We start from the raw sequence: 21,198 nt of genomic DNA, 5'->3' as shown, positions 1-21,198 counted from the left end.
AAAACCATAACTGTTATATATAATATATACTTTTACATCAAATTTTTATCCAGCATATTGAGGTCTATTAAACCATTTTGGATTTCGCCAGTCAATAGCTTCTATCAACATTGATAGCTGGGCTTTGGTAATTCCAACAGATTGCTTCTCGTCAACCTTAGGCCATATAAATTTACCGCTATCAAGACATTTGTAATATAAACAAAAACCTTGTCCGTCCCACCACAATATTTTTATCCGGTCAGCCTTTTTACCCCTAAATACAAATAAGGCACTCTTGTGAAATTGATCTGACAATATTGATTGTGCCAGTATTGATAAACCGTTAATCCCCTTACGCATGTCAGTACAACCGGTACAAAGATATATCTTGCTATCATACCCTATATCTAGCATGATCTATCCAATATTTTAACTATCTCTAATAATTTACTACTACTAACATTACCTTCAATTGATAAAGAAAAATTACTAAAGGTTAATTCCGCTTTTTTTAATATTGTATACTCTGTTTCCTGTACTGCTAATTCTACAAATTTATTGCCTGAATTATTAGATGCTTCCTCTTTTCTTCTTGCCGACTTCTCCCTACTACGCCAACCATATAATGTCTTTTCCGAAATCCCATAAGACTTAGCAAGTTGTGATACAACACATCCTACTGCATACGATTGACTAATTATTTGTGCCTTCTGTTCTGCTGTAATAGTCTTTCTTTTAATATTCATCACACTATTATTCCTTCGTTATTAATACTACAGAATAATAATGCAATCCTTCTTTTTTAATAGACCGCCTTCGCCATACGGTTACTTTAGAAAGGTTTAAAATGCATTTGCAAAACCGCTTTAAGAATGCATTTTTCCTTATATTAAAGCCAATTCTGACGACAAACTTATCAGGAAGAATCAATTCGTAAGCACTCTTATTAAACAAAAAGGGCTTTCTTTTTTAAAAGAAAACCCTTTTGTTTGAAGTAATAGATAAGTAAACTTAAAAGATTAGTTTAGAAGTTTACACGAACTTTTAAAGTACCTTGGTGACCAACATATTTACTAGCTAAATATGCATCGTAACCAGCTCCATACTCCATATTACCAGCTTTAGCAGTAACGCCTAAACCAAGGTTAAATAATGTTTTTGCCTCTTTGTCAGATCTAGTAGCAAACGAACTAGTCATACCATCTAATTTAGCACTAACTTTCCCTGAATCACCAAATAACTTTTGAGAAACAAAAGCATGTGCTTCAGGCATCACTGTAATACCGCTAGTATCTACAGAAACTGCAAATCTAGTACCAAGCACAGCTTCAACTTTATTGTTAGTCTTCTTAGCAACGACCTTATTTACGTTGTCTGTACCAGTTTCTTTATAACCTTCATCGCTAGATCCTGTATAACGAATTCCAGCCATCGGTATTAATGACATTGAGTCAGACATTTTAGCATTGTAACCAAATAATACTTGACCACCGTAAGACAGAGAATCATAACTAGCTTTAGCAATTTGCTGACCACTAGCATTACGAGAAGTAGGAACTTTTCTAGGATCGCTATTCTTAATTTTATTTGAACCAAGAGAAACCAAACCTTGTACAAAGAAATTTTTATCAAGTTGTTGTGATCCATAAATAGAGAGCATCACAGTATTAATGTTTGTTTTCTCTCCAATTTTATAATCTTTGTATTTCATATCAGTTCTAACAATACTAACAGCAGCACCGATCATTAGATTTTCGTTTGCTAAAGCATCGAAACCAAGGATTCCACCAGCAGATTTCGTTTTATAGCCAACAACACTACCTTCACCCTTCTGAACAGCTTGATTATAGTATGGCATAGCCCATGCACCCATTGATTCACCAGCTACATCATCAGAACCACTACCTACAGGTTTTTGTTGTTCATCAACTTGAGCAAGTCTTGCTCCCACTAAACTAGCAATCCCAGCATTAGTATGTTCGACAGCATCAGTTACTAGTGCATTCTCAGCATTTACAATTCTTTTTACTGCTTCACCACGTACTTTTGGGTCTTGTGATAACGTACCAATATCAGTCATAGCAGCTAATGCCTCACGACCAAGCAAAGTAGCATTCTCCTGATCTTTATCATCACCACCAGCAAGTTTCACATCAGCTGGAGCTATAGTTGCAGCATCATTTGAACGCAACAAGTAAACATCTTTATCATCTTTAGTAGAAACAGTCCACTTTACATATGCTTGATTTGTTGATTTTGCTACTGTTAGAGGACCAAATCGTGCATCATTACCTAGAATTAGATATTTACCATTGCTAATCAACTTGTACTCTTGATCCGCCCCTAATTGAGCTTCATCCTTCACGACTATAAGATTAACTGGTACACTAGCAGCCACCTCTATAGGAGTATTAACTTCTATAGAACCAAGTTTTCCATCTGCAGTTAAGGTAGTTTTAATAGAAGTTTTAGGACCCCATGTAGAATTTACGTCATTTTTGTTATCTTGGAAGATTAACTTACCAGAGTTCAAATTAATACTGGCATTAACATGTGAAGTACCACTAATTATGTTGTTATCAGCAATTACGATCTTTTCAGTACCGAAGTTAACTACTTCGGCATACATAGCAGCATTCTTCAAGCCTACTTTTTTATTGCCATTAAATGTTATAGCCTTAAAACGAGCATTCTCTGTACCAAGCTTAGTACCAATAATAGTAGCATTATCTGTGAAGTTAATCTTATTATCTGCTCCCTTACTGGTTACAGCAGCTGTCAAAATAACACCATCTTTAAACTCAGCTACAGAACCACCTTTATCACTACCAACTTGTAGTCCACCAGCTACTGTTCCACCAGCTGTGTACTTCAATTTATCATTAATAATAGCATTATTGACATAAGTATCACCAAAGTTTTCGGTATTTACTTCAAAAGTTGCAGCTTTTAAGTTGAGTCCGCTAGAACCTAAACCATAAACCTTGTCAGAACCAGCCTTAAAGTTAACAGCACCTTGATTATCAGTTGTAGTTGTTACACCAGCAAAGAAGTCTGTAGTAGTAACATTTAAGGTATTATCTCCAGCAAATTGTAGATTAACCAAATGTTCCTTATCACCAATATGGTTAGGTTTACTAATAGTGTGATCAATAGCTGATAATATAACTGTAGGTCTAGCACCTTTAGAACTCGCACTATCAAGAGTACTATCAACATTTATATCTTTAAGTTCCATCTTTGAAGCTAAAGTTAAGCTTGCAGCAGTTGCAAACTTAATATTGCTAAATTTTAGACCGTTATCACCTACTAATTCAACATTACCACCATGCAATTCTAAGGTAGATATAGCACCAGCATTAGCAGTTGCTGTAGTAGTGAATTTTACACCAGTACCAACACCAGCATCATTAACAAATTTCAGTGTTCCACCACCAGGAACATTACCAACAACTGCTTTAGCAGTATAATTACCATCTACAACTAATGTAGATCCGCCATTTGCTAATTCTATATTTTCGCTGAAAAAGCCTTGACCCGATGTAATTGCCTTAACATCAGCATTTACTTTGAGACCTTTAAATTTCCTGGTTGATGTTCCTATGTCGCCTTTTAGAGCAGCATCCCCAGCAAAAACTAGATCACTTCCACCAGCTCCACCGGAAGCAGTTATACTATTAGCAGTAATATCATTACCTTTATGAAGAGTAAGAGTCTTATTGTCTGCTGTAAACTTGATTTCCTTTACTCCCCCATCCTTAGAGGTTGTTGTATTATATAAGTCAACATTCTCACTAATTTCAAATGTAGCTTCCCCTGCATTTGTTAAAGCTCCAAAGGCATATTTAGCAGCATCAACATTCATCTCAACTGTTGAAGCTCCACCACCAAAATCAATTCCAGCAATATTAACCCATTTATTGGCAGCTGCAACTAAGTTAAAGATAGGTTTTTGTCCGTTCAGTAATAATTTCTTTAAAGCCTTAGAATCATCACGATGAGGATCCGTACCAATAGTGCCAGTAATATTTAAAGTACTACCCTTTTTCATTTCAGTTGCATCAATAGTACCGCCACTATTAGCACTCATTGTAGATGTAATGGTTACATCACCTGCTTTATTAGTTAATTTCAATGTTCCACTATCAGCAGTATCAAAGATACTAGCAGCATTAATCGTATCACCACCAACTTTTACTGTGCTATCCTTAGGGATGATAATATTACGAACTGCTCCAACACCAGCAGCACCAATATTACCAGTAATTTCAGCATCACCCTCAAACGTTAAATCTGAAGCAGCAGCAGCAGCAGTGTTATTAATATTACCGGTCAGTTTATAACCATCAGCAAATGTAAAATGTGTATTAGCCACAGTTCCTCTTAGTTCAGTGACAGTATGCTGTCCTGACAATTTCAGAAGACCAGGTTGTGTATTTTCAATTGCAACTAATTTGTTTATTACATCAGCTTTTAATACACCCTCACCTGTAAAAATTATCGTTCCAACTTGAGCTGCACCATTGTTTACGTCAGCATGAAAGTTTCCTTCAAGTGTTTTACCAGCTGCCACAGTAATTGTACTATTAGGTATATTATGGAAATCTGTTGTACCAAGATTACTATTGTCGTTTAGAGTTAGAGCTGTAGCTACTGTTATGTTTGTCTTACCCTGATCTCCTACATCAACCTCATTGCCGAAAGTAATAGCCTCACCGCGTAATTCAAGTTCTTTAGTATATACTTTTCCTGCAATTGTTGCACGAACACCAGCACCAGAAGTAACTATGAATTTTTTAGCTCTATTCTCCTTATTTATACCAACTACGGCCTTACCTGCAACTTCATGACTAAGAGTTCCAGCTACTGCACTATCGAAGTGAATTATACCATCTCCATCTTTATTATTACCACCAAGAGATCCATTCATAACTCTAAAACTATGAGCAGCAGCATTAGAAGTAAGCAACAATGTACCATTACCATTAGTACCAAAGTTGATTCTACTATTTGCTCCTTGTTGTTGTAAGTCCAACGTATTAGCAGCACCATGATCAGTTACAGTAGAGTTGAATTCAACAACACTATCATCAGAGATGTTAATTGTGCGGATTGTAGCAACTTCTGATTTACGGAATATTGTCTTAAAGGCAACGCCAGCAGCATTGCCAGCATTGTTAATATTCAATGTTGCATTTTGAGCGTTAGCAGCTGTCAAGTTAGTAAAATCGAGATCTGCAGGAGCAATAGCAAAATTAGCACCAACACCAGTAGTAATATTAAGGCTACCATTAACACCATCAAAGTCAACGTCACTTACAAATTTAGCACCAGCAACGCGATCAGCCTGAGCAATAGGATTAATAAGAACGGTACTACCAGCAACAATCTCACCACCGAAAGTTAAACTGCGACCAGCTGCAATTTTAAAAGGAACCATAACATTATTACCTGCAGCATTAGCATGGTTATTAACTATCGAATTGATAACTGTGTCTGTATTAACTGTAAACAAACCTTGAGCAGCATGAAGATTATTCCTATTTAGATCAAGTACACTAATAGTTTGACCACCAGCAACGTCAGCAGTAACAGTACGAGCATCAGCATCAGCATCATATGCCAAACTAGAGCCTGAGATAAATCGTAGATAAGCAGGAACAGCATCCTGATTTAGTCCAGCACCTGTACTAAGCACATGGTCAGCAACAGCTCTCATAGTCCTAGCCTCTATACCTCCAGCAGCAGCACCAAATGCCGTATTACTTCCACCGACTATAACTGAAGCAATAGAAGCAGTCGCTAGCAAGTTTTTCAAAAAACTGCTTTTTTTACTTTTATTATTCATAATTTTTTCCTATTTAATAGTTAATTCATTTTCTAAATACAGTTTCTTAGAGCAATTAGTTTCAAAAGTTATTTCTGCTCGATGTCATTCCCGTGCAGATAGAGAAATCTAAAAAAACAGCCTAGCAGACTATATTAAACTTTTCTAGACCCATACTTTCGCAAGGATAACCATCGAATGCACAGGGATGACCCTACGCAATCATAATACCTTAAAAACCTTTTTAGAAATATCTAAACACGCAGCTACTATATATGTAAAAATAATTAATTACAAGCTACTTGACTATTTTTTTGATAAATTTCTATCAACTGTGTTATATTTGAAACAGCTATAGAAATTTGTTATACATGATAGTTTGACTTACTTGACTCCCAAACTTTCTTCCAAGCACCAAACAAACCGCTGTGCATTTGTGATAACATAAACAAACTGTTGCGGTGATCTATCAATCTTAAGGCATAGGCTAAAATGAATCCTTCTTTAAACCAGTTTGTTATAAGGAAAAATGCACTCTTGAAACGGCTGACGCGAGTGCATTTTAACAATCAGGTGGGCAACCGCTTCAAACCTGATTGTTTCTATATATAATACTGAATTCGATGTAACAAGTTACATCGAATTCAGGTTAAATTACCCTAGTTTTAATCCATGTCATCGTTAACTGTTACACCTGTTAAAGATGATGTCTCTTCATTATTGTCTAAATGATTGTCTGATTCTGCTAAGTCAGCTAATGCTAATGCGTTATGACCCAAACGGCTTGCTCCATCAAAAAACTTCTTGACAACACATATAGCAACACCTCCACCAATACTTACAGCAGTTAAAACAAAAGATATCAGAGCTAAGATTTCTTTTGTTGACATTGTGCTACTAGCAGGATCATTAGGATTTGATTCCTTAGGAGTATGCTTTTCTGTAATAGAATCAACAACTACATCAGCAGCGATTGGTTCTGGTTTCTCAGTAAGATTTTTCTTAGGAGTAGTAGTTTTTTGAGGATTAGACCATACTGTAGCAGAATCAGTAGTAGGATTTCCAGCAGAGGAAGCAGTAGACTTTGTCGTAGTAGTACTAGACCCATCCGTAGTAGGAACAGTAGACTCTGTCGTAGTAGTACTCACGGTAGTAGGGGTAGTAGGCTCTGTCGTAGTAGTACTCACGGTAGTAGGAGTAGTAGACTCTGTAGTAGTAGTACTCACGGTAGTAGGGGTAGTAGGCTCTGTCGTAGTAGTACTCACGGTAGTAGGGGTAGTAGGCTCTGTCGTAGTAGTACTCACGGTAGTAGGAGTAGTAGGCTCTGTCGTAGTAGTACTCACGGTAGTAGGAGTAGTAGACTCTGTCGTAGTAGTACTCACGGTAGTAGGGGTAGTAGACTCTGTCGTAGTAGTACTCACGGTAGTAGGAGTAGTAGGCTCTGTCGTAGTAGTACTCACGGTAGTAGGAGTAGTAGGCTCTGTCGTAGTAGTACTCACGGTAGTAGGAGTAGTAGACTCTGTCGTAGTAGTACTCACGGTAGTAGGAGTAGTAGTCTCTTTCTTAGCAGTAGTCGAAGTAGAGGCAGCAGTAGACTCTGTCGTAGTAGTAGCCTTCACGGTAGTAGACTCTGTCGCAGTAGTACTAGATACATCCGTAGTAAGAACAGTAGTCTCTTGCTGAGGAGTCTCATCAGTAGTATGAACATCACGCTTCTCTCGCTTGTTGCTAGTATTGGGAGACTTTTCCTTTGTAGCACTAGACTCGGTGGACTCTTCCTCAGTAGGACTAGACTTTATGTAGGACTTTTTATTAACATGTCTATTTTGTTTTAGTACCTTTGAGACTTCTTTTAATGTATTATGTTCTATACCTGTGTCTTTTAGACCTAATGCAATAATCTTAGTATTTTCTTTAAGTTCTGGTATAATATCATTTACCTTGTTATCACTCATATTGTTACGTGATAGATCTAGTACTTTAACTTTAGTCTTTTTAAGTAATGTTAAAAGACCTTTTGCTCCTTTTCCTGTATTGCCTATTCTATTATCTGATAGATTTAGTTCTTCAACATTAGTCCCTTCAAGTGATTTTATAAGATCTCTTGCACTTTTATTGACTATTCCATTATATGCTAGATTTAATTTAGTAACTCTAGTATCTTTAAGCATTCTAAAGTCTATTCCTTTTATACCACTATGTATTATACTTAATTCTTCAACATTACTATCTTTAAGAATTTCTCCAATCTCTTGTACTTCCTGAGGATCAATCGCAACCTCCCATATACATAATTCAGTAATATTACTATTTTCGAGTTGTTTTTTGAGCATGTTTCTGTTTAGATTATAGCTGAAAGTTAACTTTTTACCATTTAGTATAATATTACCATCAGCATCATGTCGTATAAGACCATCTTTTTCCCTAATAAGAGATGGGTCTTTTGTCAGCTTTTTTGATGGGGCATGGTTTTGGCTAGTTGAAGTAGTTGCAGGAGTAGTATAAAAAGGAACAGGCGTATTCACCTTAGTGGGACTTGTTACTCTACTCAATGAGCTATTTGAATTATCGATAGCTTTATTGGGTGGAGCAGTAGTATTAGGAAAAGCGGTAGAAAAGAGGGTAAGAAAAGGCAATAAAACTCGTGTAATAGGAGTATGTGCTGTACCTCCGTCAATAGGGTCTATAATATTCTGCTTTGGAAGATTAAGTGCATAATCCAGCATGGCAGGAATATTAGGTAAGTCATCTATTTTTGCTGTAGTCTTTTTTTGTATATTATTCCCATTATTCTGCTTGTTACTCAATGAGTGTGATTTAGCATCTTGTTTTCTTAGAAAATTCCCCCCAATCTTCCGAACATGATTAACCCTATTTCCATTACTATAATCAATACGTCCCATATTTTTTCTCTCCAGTTATATTACAGATTATTAAAAATTTATTTACTATAGGATACTATTAGAATAATATCCGTTAACTAATGTCAAGCAAATAATAACAATATCTTTAATATTTAGGAACTTTTTTGTAAACTAACTTAGTCTAGATAGCATTCATGTAATCTGAGTTCGATGTAAGACATCGGTTTAATAGCCCCGATGTCACCTCTATATAGAGATAATACTGATAATTTGTTACATCGAACTTAGGTTAAATTACCTTATATTCGACAACAAATTTTTGCTCTTGAATAAACTCATGATTAGCTATATCTTGAATATATCTACCAATAATATAACTCTTTTTATTATAGTTATTCAATAGCCTAATCATGATTCTTTACTTTTTTTGATAATACTTCATCAAGTTCTTGCATAAGATCTTCAGGGAGTTGTTTTTCTGTATTGGGAGATTCTTGAGATTGTGATTTTTCTAACACATTTGTAGTATCAATAATCTTTGATTTTTTAGGTAATTTAATGAATTCCAAACTATCTTGTGGTAGAGTTCTTATAAGATTTTTACTTAAATTATCTAGATACGATGTAGTCACAGATTCCTTAAGCCATTTTGGATATTTATCAATAGTAGTATTTTGCATAACGTCTTTTAGGGTTTCTGCTTGTAAGTAACTGTCAGAAAAGAAAATTGTTAGGACTAGGAAGATACCTAAACAAATAATCATACCTCTAAGCATGCCTGCAGCTAAGCCTAGAGATCTGTCAATGACCCCACCACTTATAACAGAGATCATCAAAAGAAATTTACGGGTTACAAAAGAGCATATGATTAGAGAGATAATATAGGAAATAATCCCAGAGGTAACTACCAATGCAATGTGGTTATTAAAATATCGAGTAATAATGGAAATAGTATATGGAGATAGGTAATAGGCAAAAAGAATTGAGACTATAAAGCCAAGTAAGCTAATAGTAAGCTTTATTATTCCTCCATATGCCCCGAGCATCGATGAAGTAGTAATAATTGCCAATATTATTATATCAAACCAAGTAAACATTAGACTTTTTAAAAAATTACTTTAAGTTTAGAACAGAAGTTGAGTATATTTACTATCATGTTCAAAATTTTTATTAAACCTCTCAGATGAAGTTTCAAAAGAGGTCTATTGAATAGCAGTAATTTAACATTATATGTATCTAAAAGCTAGTATGTTAATAAATTTTAAAATACAATAAACATTATGAGTGTAAACGATAAGATTTTTGATAATTTATCTGGTAAGGTTCTGATCGCTACTCCTTACATGCTTGATGGTATATTTAATAAATCACTTATTTATATGCTGTCTCATACAGCAGAAGGAGCAATGGGTTTAATTTTCAATAATTTGGTGAATCATATAGAGGTAAAATCGTTTTTTAAAATATCTGATGATCAAGTAGATAGTAATATTATGATGCCTATATATCTAGGAGGACCAGTTGAGCATGAACGCGGATTCTTCCTACATTCTGATGATTATGATGAAAATCTACTATTGAAGTTTCAGAATCATTTAGCAGTTAGCTCTAATCCTAAAATCCCTCATGATATTGCTTCTGGTCATGGTCCTAAAAATAGTTTATTTATTATTGGATACACTGCTTGGAAGGCAGGGCAGCTTGAAACAGAGATTAAGGAGAATTTGTGGATAATAACAAAATGTGATAAAGAATTTATTTTTTCTGATCATCCAGAGAATAAGTGGCACAATGCTTTACACAATCTCGGTATCAAAGAATCCCACTTTACTTCACGAATGGCTAATGCTTAACATCAGATCATAAACTTGAGAATTAATTCTTCAAGTTGTTATAGTAGTTTATGGAGGGAATCTTGACTTGGGTTGTTTTTTGTACAGTGATTGCAGGTTTACTAATCTACGATCTTGGTTTTGCAAACCAAGAAAATAAAGTGATGAGCTTCCGCCAAACTATTTATTTTAGCCTTTTTTATTTAATTATAGCATGCCTCTTCGGTATTTTCATTTTTTTTGATATGGGAGGAGAAAAAGCCCGGGAATACTACACTTGCTTTTTTATAGAGAAAGCTATGTCATTGGATAATATTTTTATTATATTGATGGTTTTTCAGTTTTTCTCTATTCCTTTAATATATCAGCATCGGATATTATTCTTGGGAATTCTAGGTGTCATTGTTTTTAGAGCCATAATTATATATCTAGGTGTCATTGTTATCTCGAAATTCTCTTGGTTATTATATATTTTTGCAGCTATTCTTATAGTTACAGGCATCAAAACTTTTTATATAGCAAAAAAAAGTTTTAAAGTAGAGGAATCGTATATTTATAGAATTCTACAAAAATACTTTAATCTTACTCCTAAAATTTCCGGTTATAAATTTTTTGTTAAAACTAATAATAGGTTAAGTATTACGCCTCTTCTTGCATCATTAATAATTATAGAAATCATGGATATTGTCTTTGCCATTGATAGTATACCAGCAATATTTGCTATCACTAAGGATCCTTACATAATTTATACTTCTAATATTTTTGCCATATTAGGTTTACGTGCCTTATTCTTATGTTTAGCTAATATTGTTGAGCAATTCAGTTATATAAAATATTCGCTAGCATTAATATTAATATTTATTGGCATAAAAATATTCGCTGAACATTTTATTGAGATTCCATCTTACGCTGCATTGGCTATGACTATTACTCTTCTGTTGTTTGGTATTATTGCTTCTATTATCAGGAAAAGGAGTGTATACTAAACTGTAAACCATTAGTAATATTTTAATTTAAGAACTAAAGAAATTTTACACTGGCATAAAATATTTTTTTATGCTAGAAGTTTGGAATTATTGTATCGTCTTATTCAAAGCTTACTTATGTATAGATTATGTTTATTCCATACAAGTCAATCATGAGTGGCTAGAGTTTGAATATTTTACTAAAATTAAATTAAGTTATGAGGTTCTAATTATGGATGCAAGTGTTGCTCAGAATATCATCGAACAAGATGTTATTGAAATCGTTGCTAATACATTAAAAGTAAAGAAAGATTCAATCACCCTTGAGTCTAGATTTGTTGAGGATCTTAAAGCCGATAGTTTAGATACAGTTGAATTAATGATGGCAATAGAAGCAAAGTATAAATGTGATATACCAGATGAAGATGCCAGTAAAATTTTAACTGTCTCTGATGTTGTACAGTACATAAATAAAAAAATAACTAATTAATAAATAATCATGTCGACTAGAAGAGTTGTTATAACCGGTATTGGGCTTATCACACCACTAGGAGTTGGTGTAAAGCCCTCTTGGGAAGGTATTATAAAGAGCCGCAGTGGCATCAAGTCAATCACAAAATTTGATACTTCTAACCTTGCCTGTAAAATAGCGGGTACAGTGGATCACTCAACAGATAATGGTTTTAACCCGGAAAAATTTATTGACCCTCGCAATGTCCATAAGATGGATTTATTTATCCAATATGGTATAGGAGCAGCTACTGAGGCAATCGAGGATAGCGGGTGGAAAGTAAAAGATGAATTATCGGGAGATAGAACCGGCTTAATACTTGGTTCAGGAATAGGTGGACTTGGGATGATCGAAGAAACATCCGTAAAGTTTCATAAAGAAAATAATGGCAAAGTTAGTCCATTTTTTATCCCCTCCTCATTAATTAATCTCTTTGCAGGTCATGTTTCCATTAAATACGGATTCACCGGACCAAACCAAGCTGTCGTTACAGCTTGTTCCACTGGCTCTCATGCTATAGGGGATGCTATGCGTATGATTCAATATGGTAATGTAGATGTTATGGTTGCTGGTGGGGCCGAAGCACCGGTTACTCCGGTCGGGGTAGCTGGATTCGTTGCTGCAAGAGCATTATCTACTAAATATAATTCTACGCCTGAACTTGCATCAAGACCATGGGATCAAGATCGTGATGGATTTGTAATGGGAGAAGGGGCAGGTGTTGTAGTACTTGAAGAATATGAGCATGCTTGTGCTAGAAACGCTAAGATTTATGCTGAAATTATTGGATATGGTTCTACTGGCGATGCTTATCATATGACCTCACCTCATCCCGATGGAAGAGGTGCTTATAGAGCTATGTTTTATGCTCTTAAAGATGCAAAAATTGATGCAAGTCTTATTGATTATATCAATGCTCACGGCACTTCTACCCAAGTTGGTGATGCTATAGAGTTAACGGCTGTTCAAAAATTATTTTTGGATGCTAACCCGAATGTTCTTATGTCGTCAACCAAATCATCTATTGGGCATTTGCTTGGAGCAGCTGGTAGCGTAGAATTAATATATTCAATTCTTGCTATGCGAGACCAAGTTGCTCCACCAACTCTAAATTTGCATAAACCGATAGCAGAAGCAAAAATAGATTTAGTTGCTTTAGAAGCTAAAAATACAAAAATTAGTTATGTACTTTCTAATTCATTCGGATTTGGAGGAACTAATGCAAGCTTAATTATTAAGAAAGTATAGAATTTACTTTTGGTTTGTATCATTTTCAAAAGTTGCAGTAGGAAGCTGGTATTTATGTTGGATAATTGTTGTAAGCTCTAAGGGGGATTCAGTAATTGGTAAATGTTTGTAACATAAAGTATGTTAATATATTTTCTAGTTGTTTTGTTCCACAACACATGCTAATACTTATAAAATTTTTAAAAGTTTCTTCTATTATCTTCTTAATCTTTTCTAGAGATTTTATACTAACAGTTTCTAAATTGTGAATTCTGTCAAATATTTTAACCATTATGATATCATATATCTTGTGCTGCTATAATAATTCCATGATTTCTGCCGAGCTAATCTTTCTGTCGCACTTACCCCTAGTTAGTTTTTCTATCTGATCAGCAATTAGATCACTAAAGATATAGGCAATCTTGCTTTTGGTCAGTTTAGTATCCTCAATGGTATCATGCAGTATAGCGGTTACAGTTAAATCGGTTCTAGATGGCAACCAAATAGTGGTTGAAATTAATTAAAATAACCTGCGAATTCAGTATTATATATAGAAACAATCAGGTTTGAAGCAGCTGCCCACCTGATTGTTAAAATATAACACTCCATTCAATAGACCTTATATCTTAAGAATGTGTTATAAGTAATTAAAGAGGGTGACTTGAATAGACCTTGACTAAAATAGTCGCTAAGAGAATAAGTACCCTCTTTTTGGTAGTTTACCTTGAACAAATTGCAGAAGGTGGTCTTAAAAAGAGCAGCCTTGCACAATAAGAAGAAGGAGATTATATCATGAATAAAATAATAGGTCTAGACGTAAGTAAAAACTGGCTTGATATATGTGTATATAATACAAGAGATAAACCTAAATATCATCGTTTTGCCAATGATGTAGCTGGTCATGAAGAGATGATTAAATTAGCAAAAGAGCAAGAGATTAAGCTAATAATATGTGAACCTACTGGAGGATACGAAGCTGAGATTTGTCAAAAGCTGGATAATAATAACCAACAAATACATAAGGTCAATACATATAGTTTTAATTCTTTTAGTAAATCGGTGAATTTGTGTAAAACTGATAGGAAGGATGCATTTAAATTAGCATATTATGCGGATAAGATGCAGCTTTCAGCGAATTATATATATCAAGTTGAATCAGAGACTTTGAAGAGATGTCAACAAAGACGAGAAGATTTAGTATTAATGCTTAGCAATGAAAAGAAAAGACTACATCATAGCATTGATGGTATTGATAAAGAGAGTATAGAAAAGCTCATTAAATTTTTACAGAATGAAATAGCTGAGCTTGATAAAAAGTTAAACAAAACAATAGATGAGTCAGAAGAGTTAAAAGAGAAGGTAAAAATATTAGAGACTGTACCTGGTATTGGTAAATGTTTAGCTACAAAACTAATTAGTTTTGTACCTGAATTAGGGGATAAAAATTATAGTAGCAATGAATTGTCATCAATTGTTGGTATAGCTCCATATGCTCGTGATAGTGGTAATAAGCAAGGACGAAGATTTATTCGAGGAGGCAGGAAAATACCTAGAGATGCTTTATACATGGCAGTATTAGCTGGTAAGAATGGTTTCCAATATTTAAAAATTTTATATGATAGGCTTGTTAATAATTTTAAACCTAAGAAAGTTGCGATAGTTGCTTGTATGCGTAAGTTACTTGAAGTGTGCCATAAACTTATTCAACAAAAACGTGTTTTTGTTATTAAATAATATTTATCTATTTTTATAAAATTTAGATAAAAGATAATTGCTCTTTCGAAACTCGCTTATGCTGAGGGATTTGAAGGAGACGCTTCACCTCGAACCGCAGCGTACTCTAATTCCGTTACGGATTCGAGTCTAATCCCAACGCCCAAATTACCAGCAAAAATAGAATGATCCAAGAGGTTTAATAATAAGTCTATTGCAGATGAGTCTTTACCTGCACTACTATATCTGCAAAACCTTGTGGGTTGTTGACTGCCAATTCAGCTAGCACCTTGCGATCAATATCTATGGCAGCTTTTTTCAGTCCACCCATAAACTGCGAATATACTAAATCATGCTCACGTACTGCTGCATTAATTCTTTGTATCCAAAGCCCTCTAAAATCACGCTTACGATTTCTACGATCTCTATAAGCATATTGTAGAGCTTTTTCAACTTTTTCAATTGCTACCCTAAAGCAATTATTCGATCTCCCCCTATAACCTTTAGCAAGTTTGAGAATTTTTTTATGACGATTTTTTGAAACTTTTCCTGATTTTACTCGTGACATATCTCACCTATTTCCTTATTTAAATTATTAAATTCCATATGGAAGAAAGAATTTTTTCAAGTTCTTTGCATCTTGATCACAGAGAATTGTTGTTCCTCTAAGGTTACGAAGCTGAGATTTTGTACGACGTCGCATGAAGTGCTTTTTTCCAGCTTGAGTGGCACAGACTTTGCCAGTAGCAGTAAGCTTAAAGCGCTTTTTTACCGCTGATTTTGTTTTTAATTTAGGCATTATAATTCCTTTATTTGGTATTTTAAGATCAGTCTAGCAAAAACTAGGCATACCAAAGCCACGTTGCTAATAGACGTAAGTATAATGTTTTTAAGTATTATTGCAAGTCAATTTTGCAAATATTTTGGCTAGGATCGTTTATATATGTTATTTTTTTCTTGCATTTTACAGGAGGTTCATACATGAGGTTAGCATATTAACTATATGAAATTATTAAAAAAGCTGTATTACTAAATAAATATTTTGCTAAAAACATGATTTTAATCTTTTAAAATCATGTTTTTAGCTTTAGAAAGGTTTAAAATGCATTCGCGTTAGCCACTTTAAGAATGCATTTTTCCTTATATTAAAGCCAATTCGGGATAATAATTAGTTAATTCTTATCCCGAATTGAGGTGTAATACCAATTGCAATAATTAACGCAGTGGTGTAAAATGGGTTTTTAACTGATAAAGGTACTCAAATGGCTAGGTTAATATTACCGCAAGGTTTTCATGGTCATGATTTTATAAAAATGATGAAACATGAGCCGCATGGTCGAAATCGTATACGTTTATTGGCGATGTATTACCTTCAATTAGGCAAATCTTTTAAAGCCATATCTGAAATAGTGAAGTCACACTGGAAAACTGTGCAATCATGGCTCAGAAGATTTAGGAATCATGGTTTTGAAGGATTATTTGAATCACAAAGAAGCGGTGCCCCTAGGAAGATTAACACTATACAAGAGTCTGCTCTTTTTGATAAAATCAATACGCTCAGTGAAAGTAAAACTGGTGGGTATATAACTGGAAAGGAGCTACATATCATGTTACTTGAGGAATATGGTGCTAAATGTACTTTAAAAACAGTCTACAATACTATGCACCGCCTTGGTTTTAGCTGGATTACTTCTCGTTCAATGCATCCAAAGTCAAATCAAGAGACTCAAAATACATATAAAAAAACTTCCCAGACATGCTAACAGAATTATTATCAAAAAATATCGATAGATGTAAAGTTGATATATGGTCTCAGGATGAAACTCGAGTTGGGCAACAAGGTAGCTTAACTCGTATATGGGCTAAGCGTGGCACTAGACCCCGTAAAGTTCGGCAACAGCAATTCATTTCAACATATATTTATGGAGCTGCTTGCCATGATACAGGAGAAGCTTTTGCATTAATTTTACCATATGCAAATACACAGGCAATGAATAAATTCTTAGAAGACCTTTCTCGCAGTATTCAAGGCAACCGACATATAGCTTTACTAACGGATAATGCAGGTTGGCACACAGCCAAAAAACTAACTGTGCCAAGCAATATCACTTTGATACCGCTTCCGCCCTATGCACCGGAACTTAATGCAATGGAACAAGTTTGGGCATGGATCAAAAATCATTTCTTGTCTAACCAATGTTATGGTGTATATGAAGATATCGTCACTATGGCTTGTTACGCTTGGAATCAATTTGCTCATAATGTAGATTTAGTAAAATCAATTATGTATAGAGACTGGATAAATACACCGTGTTAATTATTGCAATTGGTATAATGTCTAAATAATTGTTTGAAAAGATGGATATCACTCCTGAATATGCTAACTAATCATACACGCTCTTATTTTATTTGTTTCTTCTTGCTTGGAATAGTTGCAGGGGTAAATTTTTCTTTAGTATCATTTACTATTCATTACCAATTATCACAGGCGGGATATTCAACTGATATTATTGGTGCAATGTTTCTAACATCTATTCCATATTGCTTAAAACCAATATGGGCACCATTTATTGATAAATATTCTATACCTGTTATATGTCAAAAATTTGGTCAACGCCGTGGATGGACATTAGTTACCCAAGCATGTTTATTAGTCACTACTAGCGGGTTTTTAATTATAGACCCCCCTGTTAACATAATTATTACCGCAATTTTAATTTTTATTATTTCCTGTTGTGCAGCAACTCAAGATGTTGTTTTAGATGCATACCGTATAGAACGGACTATAAAAAAAGAAGATCTCTCAATTGCTACAACTTTTAGCTCAACTGGTTTTCGCATAGGAATACTTATTAATAGTACAGGGGCATTATATTTATCTTGCCTCTTTAATTGGTACTTTGTATATCTATATATCTTTCTTATAACAATGGCTGCACCTATAATAACCTTATATATGCAAGAACCTGTTACAAAAAAAACTCAACACATCTCTACTGATTTAATTTCACCTGCACAATATTTTCAAGTTATTGGTGATAGCTTACTATTGTTAAAACGAAATCATCCAAACTGGATGTTCATTATACTGTTTGTCTTTCTATATAAAGCAAGCGACTCAATTCCTATGGCAATGAGTTCGCCAGTATTTATTGACTTGTCTTTTACCTCTCAAGAAATTGCTTCTATTTCAAAAGCATATGGATTCATGCTAATGATCTCTGGAGGAGTCATTAGCGGTATTTTAACTGCAAAAATAGGAATATCCCGAAGCATCCTAATATGTGGTAGTCTACAATTACTGTCACCCTTAATGTTTGTGTTTTTATCTATGGTAGGCCATGATATGCTTATATTTACTATAACAATTACTGTACAGAATTTTTGTTGCGGGCTTGGTAATACAGCGATTCTTATTTATTTTTCTAGTTTATGTAGTAGCGAATTGATAGCCACACAATACTCAATTATATCTTCTTTTGGCTCCTTCGTACGGATTATTTTATCCTTTTTATCTGGCATTTGTGCAAATTATATGGACTGGTCTCAACTTTTTTTATTGACTACGTTATTTAGCATGTTATTTGTACCAGCCTTTTTAAGGATACGTAAGATTTAATAGATTTGATACTTTACTATGCTATCTATATACGCGAATTCGGGATAAGAATTTGTCAATTCTTATCCCAAATTCGGTGAAATTATCGAAACAATCAGATTTGAGACGGCTCTGCATCTGATTGTTAAATTAATATTTTGCTAAAAACATGATTTTAATCTTTTAAAATCATGTTTTTAGCTTTAGAAAGGTTTAAAATGCATTCGTGCCAGCCGCTTCAAGAATGCATTTTTCTGATATTCTAGCCAGTTCTAGATTAAAATTAAAAATTTTAATCCAAAACTGAGGTTTCTAGTATATAATCACAGGGGCATGGTTTGATAATTGATCTACTAGAAGTAATTATGAGCAGTTATTTTGAGTTATTAGGTGTAGAAAGAAAATATAATATTGACTTAAATATATTGGATCGTCAATATTTTGCTATGCAATCAAAATATCATCCAGATAGAGTTAAAACTAACAATGCGAGGCAAGAAAATTTGGCCCTCTCTATTGATATAAATAAAGCTTATTCAATTCTTAAAGATGATTTAGCACGAGCTGAGTATCTTCTACTTTTAAACAATATAGTCTTGGATGAAATAACGGTTAGGCAAGGTATTTCAAAGGAACAATTAAATATTGTGTGGAGTGAATTAGAGCTTGTTGAAACTACTCAACAATTAACTAAGTTAGAGCATATGCTAAATAACAAAATCCTTGAAAAAGAAAAACTTATTGAATCTCTAACTACTGCATTTCAAGATCAAAATATGCAAAACGCTCTTGATATTACCATAAAATTTAAATACCTTAAAAATTTAATTAATAATATTCAACTAAAAATCAAGTCATGCAAATAATAGAAATTAGCGAAGCTGGCTCTTCTAACCAGCATGAACATGATAAGGATATAGCAGTTGGTATTGATTTTGGTACAACTAACTCATTGATTGCTTTATCAAATAAACAAATAATACAAATTATCATAGATGATCATGACCAAGAACTTATACCATCAGTTATAGCATTCCATGGCAAAGACTTTATTGTTGGCAATGATAATATAATTGATAATTTTCGTTCTATTAAAAGACTTTTCGGTAAAAAATTATCTGATATACAAAATAATCCGGCACTTTTTGCCTTAGTGAAAGATTATATTGACTTAAACAGTCAAATATTACGAATAAAATTTGCTGAAAGACTGATGACCGTTCCAGAAGTCGCCGCACAAATATTCCTATATTTAAAGCAACAAGCTACTGAGAAATTAAATTTAGAAATCAAAAAAGCAGTAATAACTGTGCCAGCACATTTTAACGATGCCGCTAGAGGAGAAGTAATGCTGGCAGCAAAAATTGCTGGCTTTGAAGTACTAAGGTTAATTGCAGAGCCAACAGCAGCAGCCTATGCATATGGTCTGAATAAAAAGAGCCGAGGGTACTATTTAGTGTATGACCTAGGAGGCGGGACTTTTGATGTATCAATTCTCAATATGCAAACCGGTGTGCTTCAGGTTATTGCCACTGGTGGAGATAATATTTTAGGTGGTGATGATATTGACCACTTAGTGATGAGGCATTTTTGTGATAAATATAAATTACTAGAATCTAGCAAATTAATAAAATTAGCAAAAAAAGCTAAAGAAACACTTAGTGGTCAAAATAAATGTGCTATGATATACGAGGAGGCAACGATATTGGAGTTATATCTAGAAAATTTTGAGCAGTTAATATTACCATTGGTAGAACGTACAATAGCTATTACCAAAGATACGCTAGAACAGGCAAATAACCCTGATATTTCAGGTATTATCCTGGTTGGGGGCTCAACTCGCATACCCTTAATTAGTAGAAGTTTAGCAAAAACGTTTAATACTGTTATTTTCTCGGATATTAACCCAGATAAGGCGGTAGTATGGGGAGCAGCCCTGCAGGCAGAGAATCTAACTTCAGCAAATGTTAATTCCTTATTAATTGATGTAGTACCCTTGTCACTTGGTATCGAACTAAATGGTGGTATTACTGAGAAAATCATTCTTCGTAATAGCCCCATACCGATATCGGTTACTAAGGAGTTTACCAATTATGTAGATAACCAAACTTCTATGAAGTTGCATGTGGTACAGGGAGAAAGAGAAATGGTAGAAGATTGTCGGTCACTTGCAAGATTTGAACTAAAATTGCCACTAATGAAAGCAGGTGGAGCGAGAGCAGAAGTAACATTTTCTATTGATGCAGATGGCATCTTGTCAGTGTCAGCTCTAGAAAAAAATAGTAATATATCACATGATGTTTCGTTAAAACCAAGTTATGGTTTCAACGAAAGTGAAATTACCGAAATTCTAGAAAATGCTTATCAAAATGCTGCTAGTGATCATAATAAGAAATTATTGCAAGAAACAATTATTGATACAAAATCTTTGATTTATAATATAAAAAATGCTATTAGGGAGATGCCAAATCTTCTTGCAAAGAATGAAATGGGAAAAATTGATATGGCAATTAAAACTTTAGAAGAAGCAATAAACTCAAATGATCGTGATTACATTATAGAATGTAGCAAGAATTTTGAGAATATAACAGAGCATTTTCTTTCTGAAAGATTAAATAGTGCTACTTTGGACTTACTTAAAGGTAAGCATATTGATGAAATAAACTAAAAAGGAATGAA

General features: G+C 34.1%; 18 protein-coding genes. 10 read left to right on the top strand and 8 right to left on the bottom strand.

The window, feature by feature from the left end; all coding sequences use genetic code 11:
- Positions 1–45 precede the first annotated feature (45 nt).
- The 6 genes from tnpB to AAHM80_RS00370 form a co-directional block, all read right to left on the bottom strand.
- Positions 46–396 carry an IS66 family insertion sequence element accessory protein TnpB gene (gene tnpB, locus AAHM80_RS00395; protein ID WP_250311006.1) on the bottom strand — a complete coding sequence of 117 codons (351 nt, stop codon included), beginning with the start codon at positions 394–396 and terminating at the stop codon, positions 46–48.
- A complete protein-coding gene (locus AAHM80_RS00390; protein ID WP_342260481.1) occupies positions 390–728 on the bottom strand; it encodes a transposase in 339 nt (112 codons plus the stop codon). Before AAHM80_RS00390 ends, tnpB begins: the two co-directional genes overlap by 7 nt.
- A gap of 278 nt (positions 729–1,006) precedes the next feature.
- Entirely contained in the window at positions 1,007–5,830 is a 4,824-nt protein-coding gene (locus tag AAHM80_RS00385) for an autotransporter outer membrane beta-barrel domain-containing protein (RefSeq protein ID WP_342259948.1), read from the bottom strand.
- 644 nt (positions 5,831–6,474) lie between these two features.
- Entirely contained in the window at positions 6,475–8,712 is a 2,238-nt protein-coding gene (locus AAHM80_RS00380) for a hypothetical protein (protein WP_342259947.1), read from the bottom strand.
- 250 nt (positions 8,713–8,962) lie between these two features.
- Positions 8,963–9,085, bottom strand: coding sequence for a hypothetical protein (locus AAHM80_RS00375; protein ID WP_342259946.1), 123 nt, complete (start codon positions 9,083–9,085; stop codon positions 8,963–8,965).
- Complete coding sequence (locus AAHM80_RS00370; protein WP_342259945.1) at positions 9,078–9,770, bottom strand: CvpA family protein; 693 nt, start codon at positions 9,768–9,770, stop codon at positions 9,078–9,080. Before AAHM80_RS00370 ends, AAHM80_RS00375 begins: the two co-directional genes overlap by 8 nt.
- Before the next feature lie 183 nt (positions 9,771–9,953).
- On the opposite strand from AAHM80_RS00370, the gene AAHM80_RS00365 reads away from it, so the two are divergent.
- The 5 genes from AAHM80_RS00365 to AAHM80_RS00345 all read left to right on the top strand — a co-directional run bounded on the left by AAHM80_RS00365 (position 9,954) and on the right by AAHM80_RS00345 (position 14,942).
- Positions 9,954–10,526, top strand: a complete 573-nt coding sequence (locus tag AAHM80_RS00365; RefSeq protein ID WP_341751635.1) for a YqgE/AlgH family protein — start codon at positions 9,954–9,956, stop codon at positions 10,524–10,526.
- 62 nt (positions 10,527–10,588) lie between these two features.
- Positions 10,589–11,491, top strand: a complete 903-nt coding sequence (locus AAHM80_RS00360) for a TerC/Alx family metal homeostasis membrane protein (RefSeq protein ID WP_341751634.1) — start codon at positions 10,589–10,591, stop codon at positions 11,489–11,491.
- Between the two features lie 211 nt (positions 11,492–11,702).
- Entirely contained in the window at positions 11,703–11,960 is a 258-nt protein-coding gene (gene acpP / locus AAHM80_RS00355; RefSeq protein WP_341747960.1) for an acyl carrier protein, read from the top strand.
- Between the two features lie 9 nt (positions 11,961–11,969).
- Entirely contained in the window at positions 11,970–13,229 is a 1,260-nt protein-coding gene (gene fabF / locus AAHM80_RS00350; RefSeq protein ID WP_342259944.1) for a beta-ketoacyl-ACP synthase II, read from the top strand.
- 771 nt (positions 13,230–14,000) lie between these two features.
- Positions 14,001–14,942, top strand: coding sequence for an IS110 family transposase (locus AAHM80_RS00345; protein ID WP_342259943.1), 942 nt, complete (start codon positions 14,001–14,003; stop codon positions 14,940–14,942).
- 190 nt (positions 14,943–15,132) lie between these two features.
- Here the strand turns inward: AAHM80_RS00345 and rplT are convergent, their stop codons facing one another.
- Both rplT and rpmI read right to left on the bottom strand, forming a co-directional pair.
- The gene (gene rplT / locus AAHM80_RS00335) at positions 15,133–15,489 is read right to left on the bottom strand and encodes a 50S ribosomal protein L20 (RefSeq protein WP_341747957.1); all 357 of its coding nucleotides are present in this window, start codon (positions 15,487–15,489) and stop codon (positions 15,133–15,135) included.
- Between the two features lie 27 nt (positions 15,490–15,516).
- Positions 15,517–15,720 carry a 50S ribosomal protein L35 gene (gene rpmI / locus AAHM80_RS00330; RefSeq protein WP_341747956.1) on the bottom strand — a complete coding sequence of 68 codons (204 nt, stop codon included), beginning with the start codon at positions 15,718–15,720 and terminating at the stop codon, positions 15,517–15,519.
- A gap of 463 nt (positions 15,721–16,183) precedes the next feature.
- On the opposite strand from rpmI, the gene AAHM80_RS00325 reads away from it, so the two are divergent.
- From AAHM80_RS00325 to hscA, 5 genes are all read left to right on the top strand, one after another.
- A complete protein-coding gene (locus AAHM80_RS00325; protein WP_342259385.1) occupies positions 16,184–16,684 on the top strand; it encodes a helix-turn-helix domain-containing protein in 501 nt (166 codons plus the stop codon).
- Positions 16,678–17,238 (top strand): IS630 family transposase, encoded by a 561-nt coding sequence (locus tag AAHM80_RS00320; RefSeq protein ID WP_342259546.1) that lies wholly within the window; start codon positions 16,678–16,680, stop codon positions 17,236–17,238. The genes AAHM80_RS00325 and AAHM80_RS00320 overlap by 7 nt, the downstream gene beginning before the upstream one ends.
- A 60-nt stretch (positions 17,239–17,298) precedes the next feature.
- Complete coding sequence (locus AAHM80_RS00315) at positions 17,299–18,540, top strand: MFS transporter (RefSeq protein ID WP_341755505.1); 1,242 nt, start codon at positions 17,299–17,301, stop codon at positions 18,538–18,540.
- 344 nt (positions 18,541–18,884) lie between these two features.
- Complete coding sequence (gene hscB, locus AAHM80_RS00310; protein WP_341751630.1) at positions 18,885–19,385, top strand: Fe-S protein assembly co-chaperone HscB; 501 nt, start codon at positions 18,885–18,887, stop codon at positions 19,383–19,385.
- A complete protein-coding gene (gene hscA, locus AAHM80_RS00305; RefSeq protein WP_342259942.1) occupies positions 19,376–21,187 on the top strand; it encodes a Fe-S protein assembly chaperone HscA in 1,812 nt (603 codons plus the stop codon). Before hscB ends, hscA begins: the two co-directional genes overlap by 10 nt.
- Positions 21,188–21,198 lie beyond the last annotated feature (11 nt).

Source organism: Candidatus Tisiphia endosymbiont of Metellina segmentata (assembly GCF_964030715.1).
In the GTDB taxonomy this organism is placed as follows: domain Bacteria; phylum Pseudomonadota; class Alphaproteobacteria; order Rickettsiales; family Rickettsiaceae; genus Tisiphia.
Note: the sequence above shows the minus strand (reverse complement) of the source record. Positions and strands in the feature narration are given on the sequence as shown.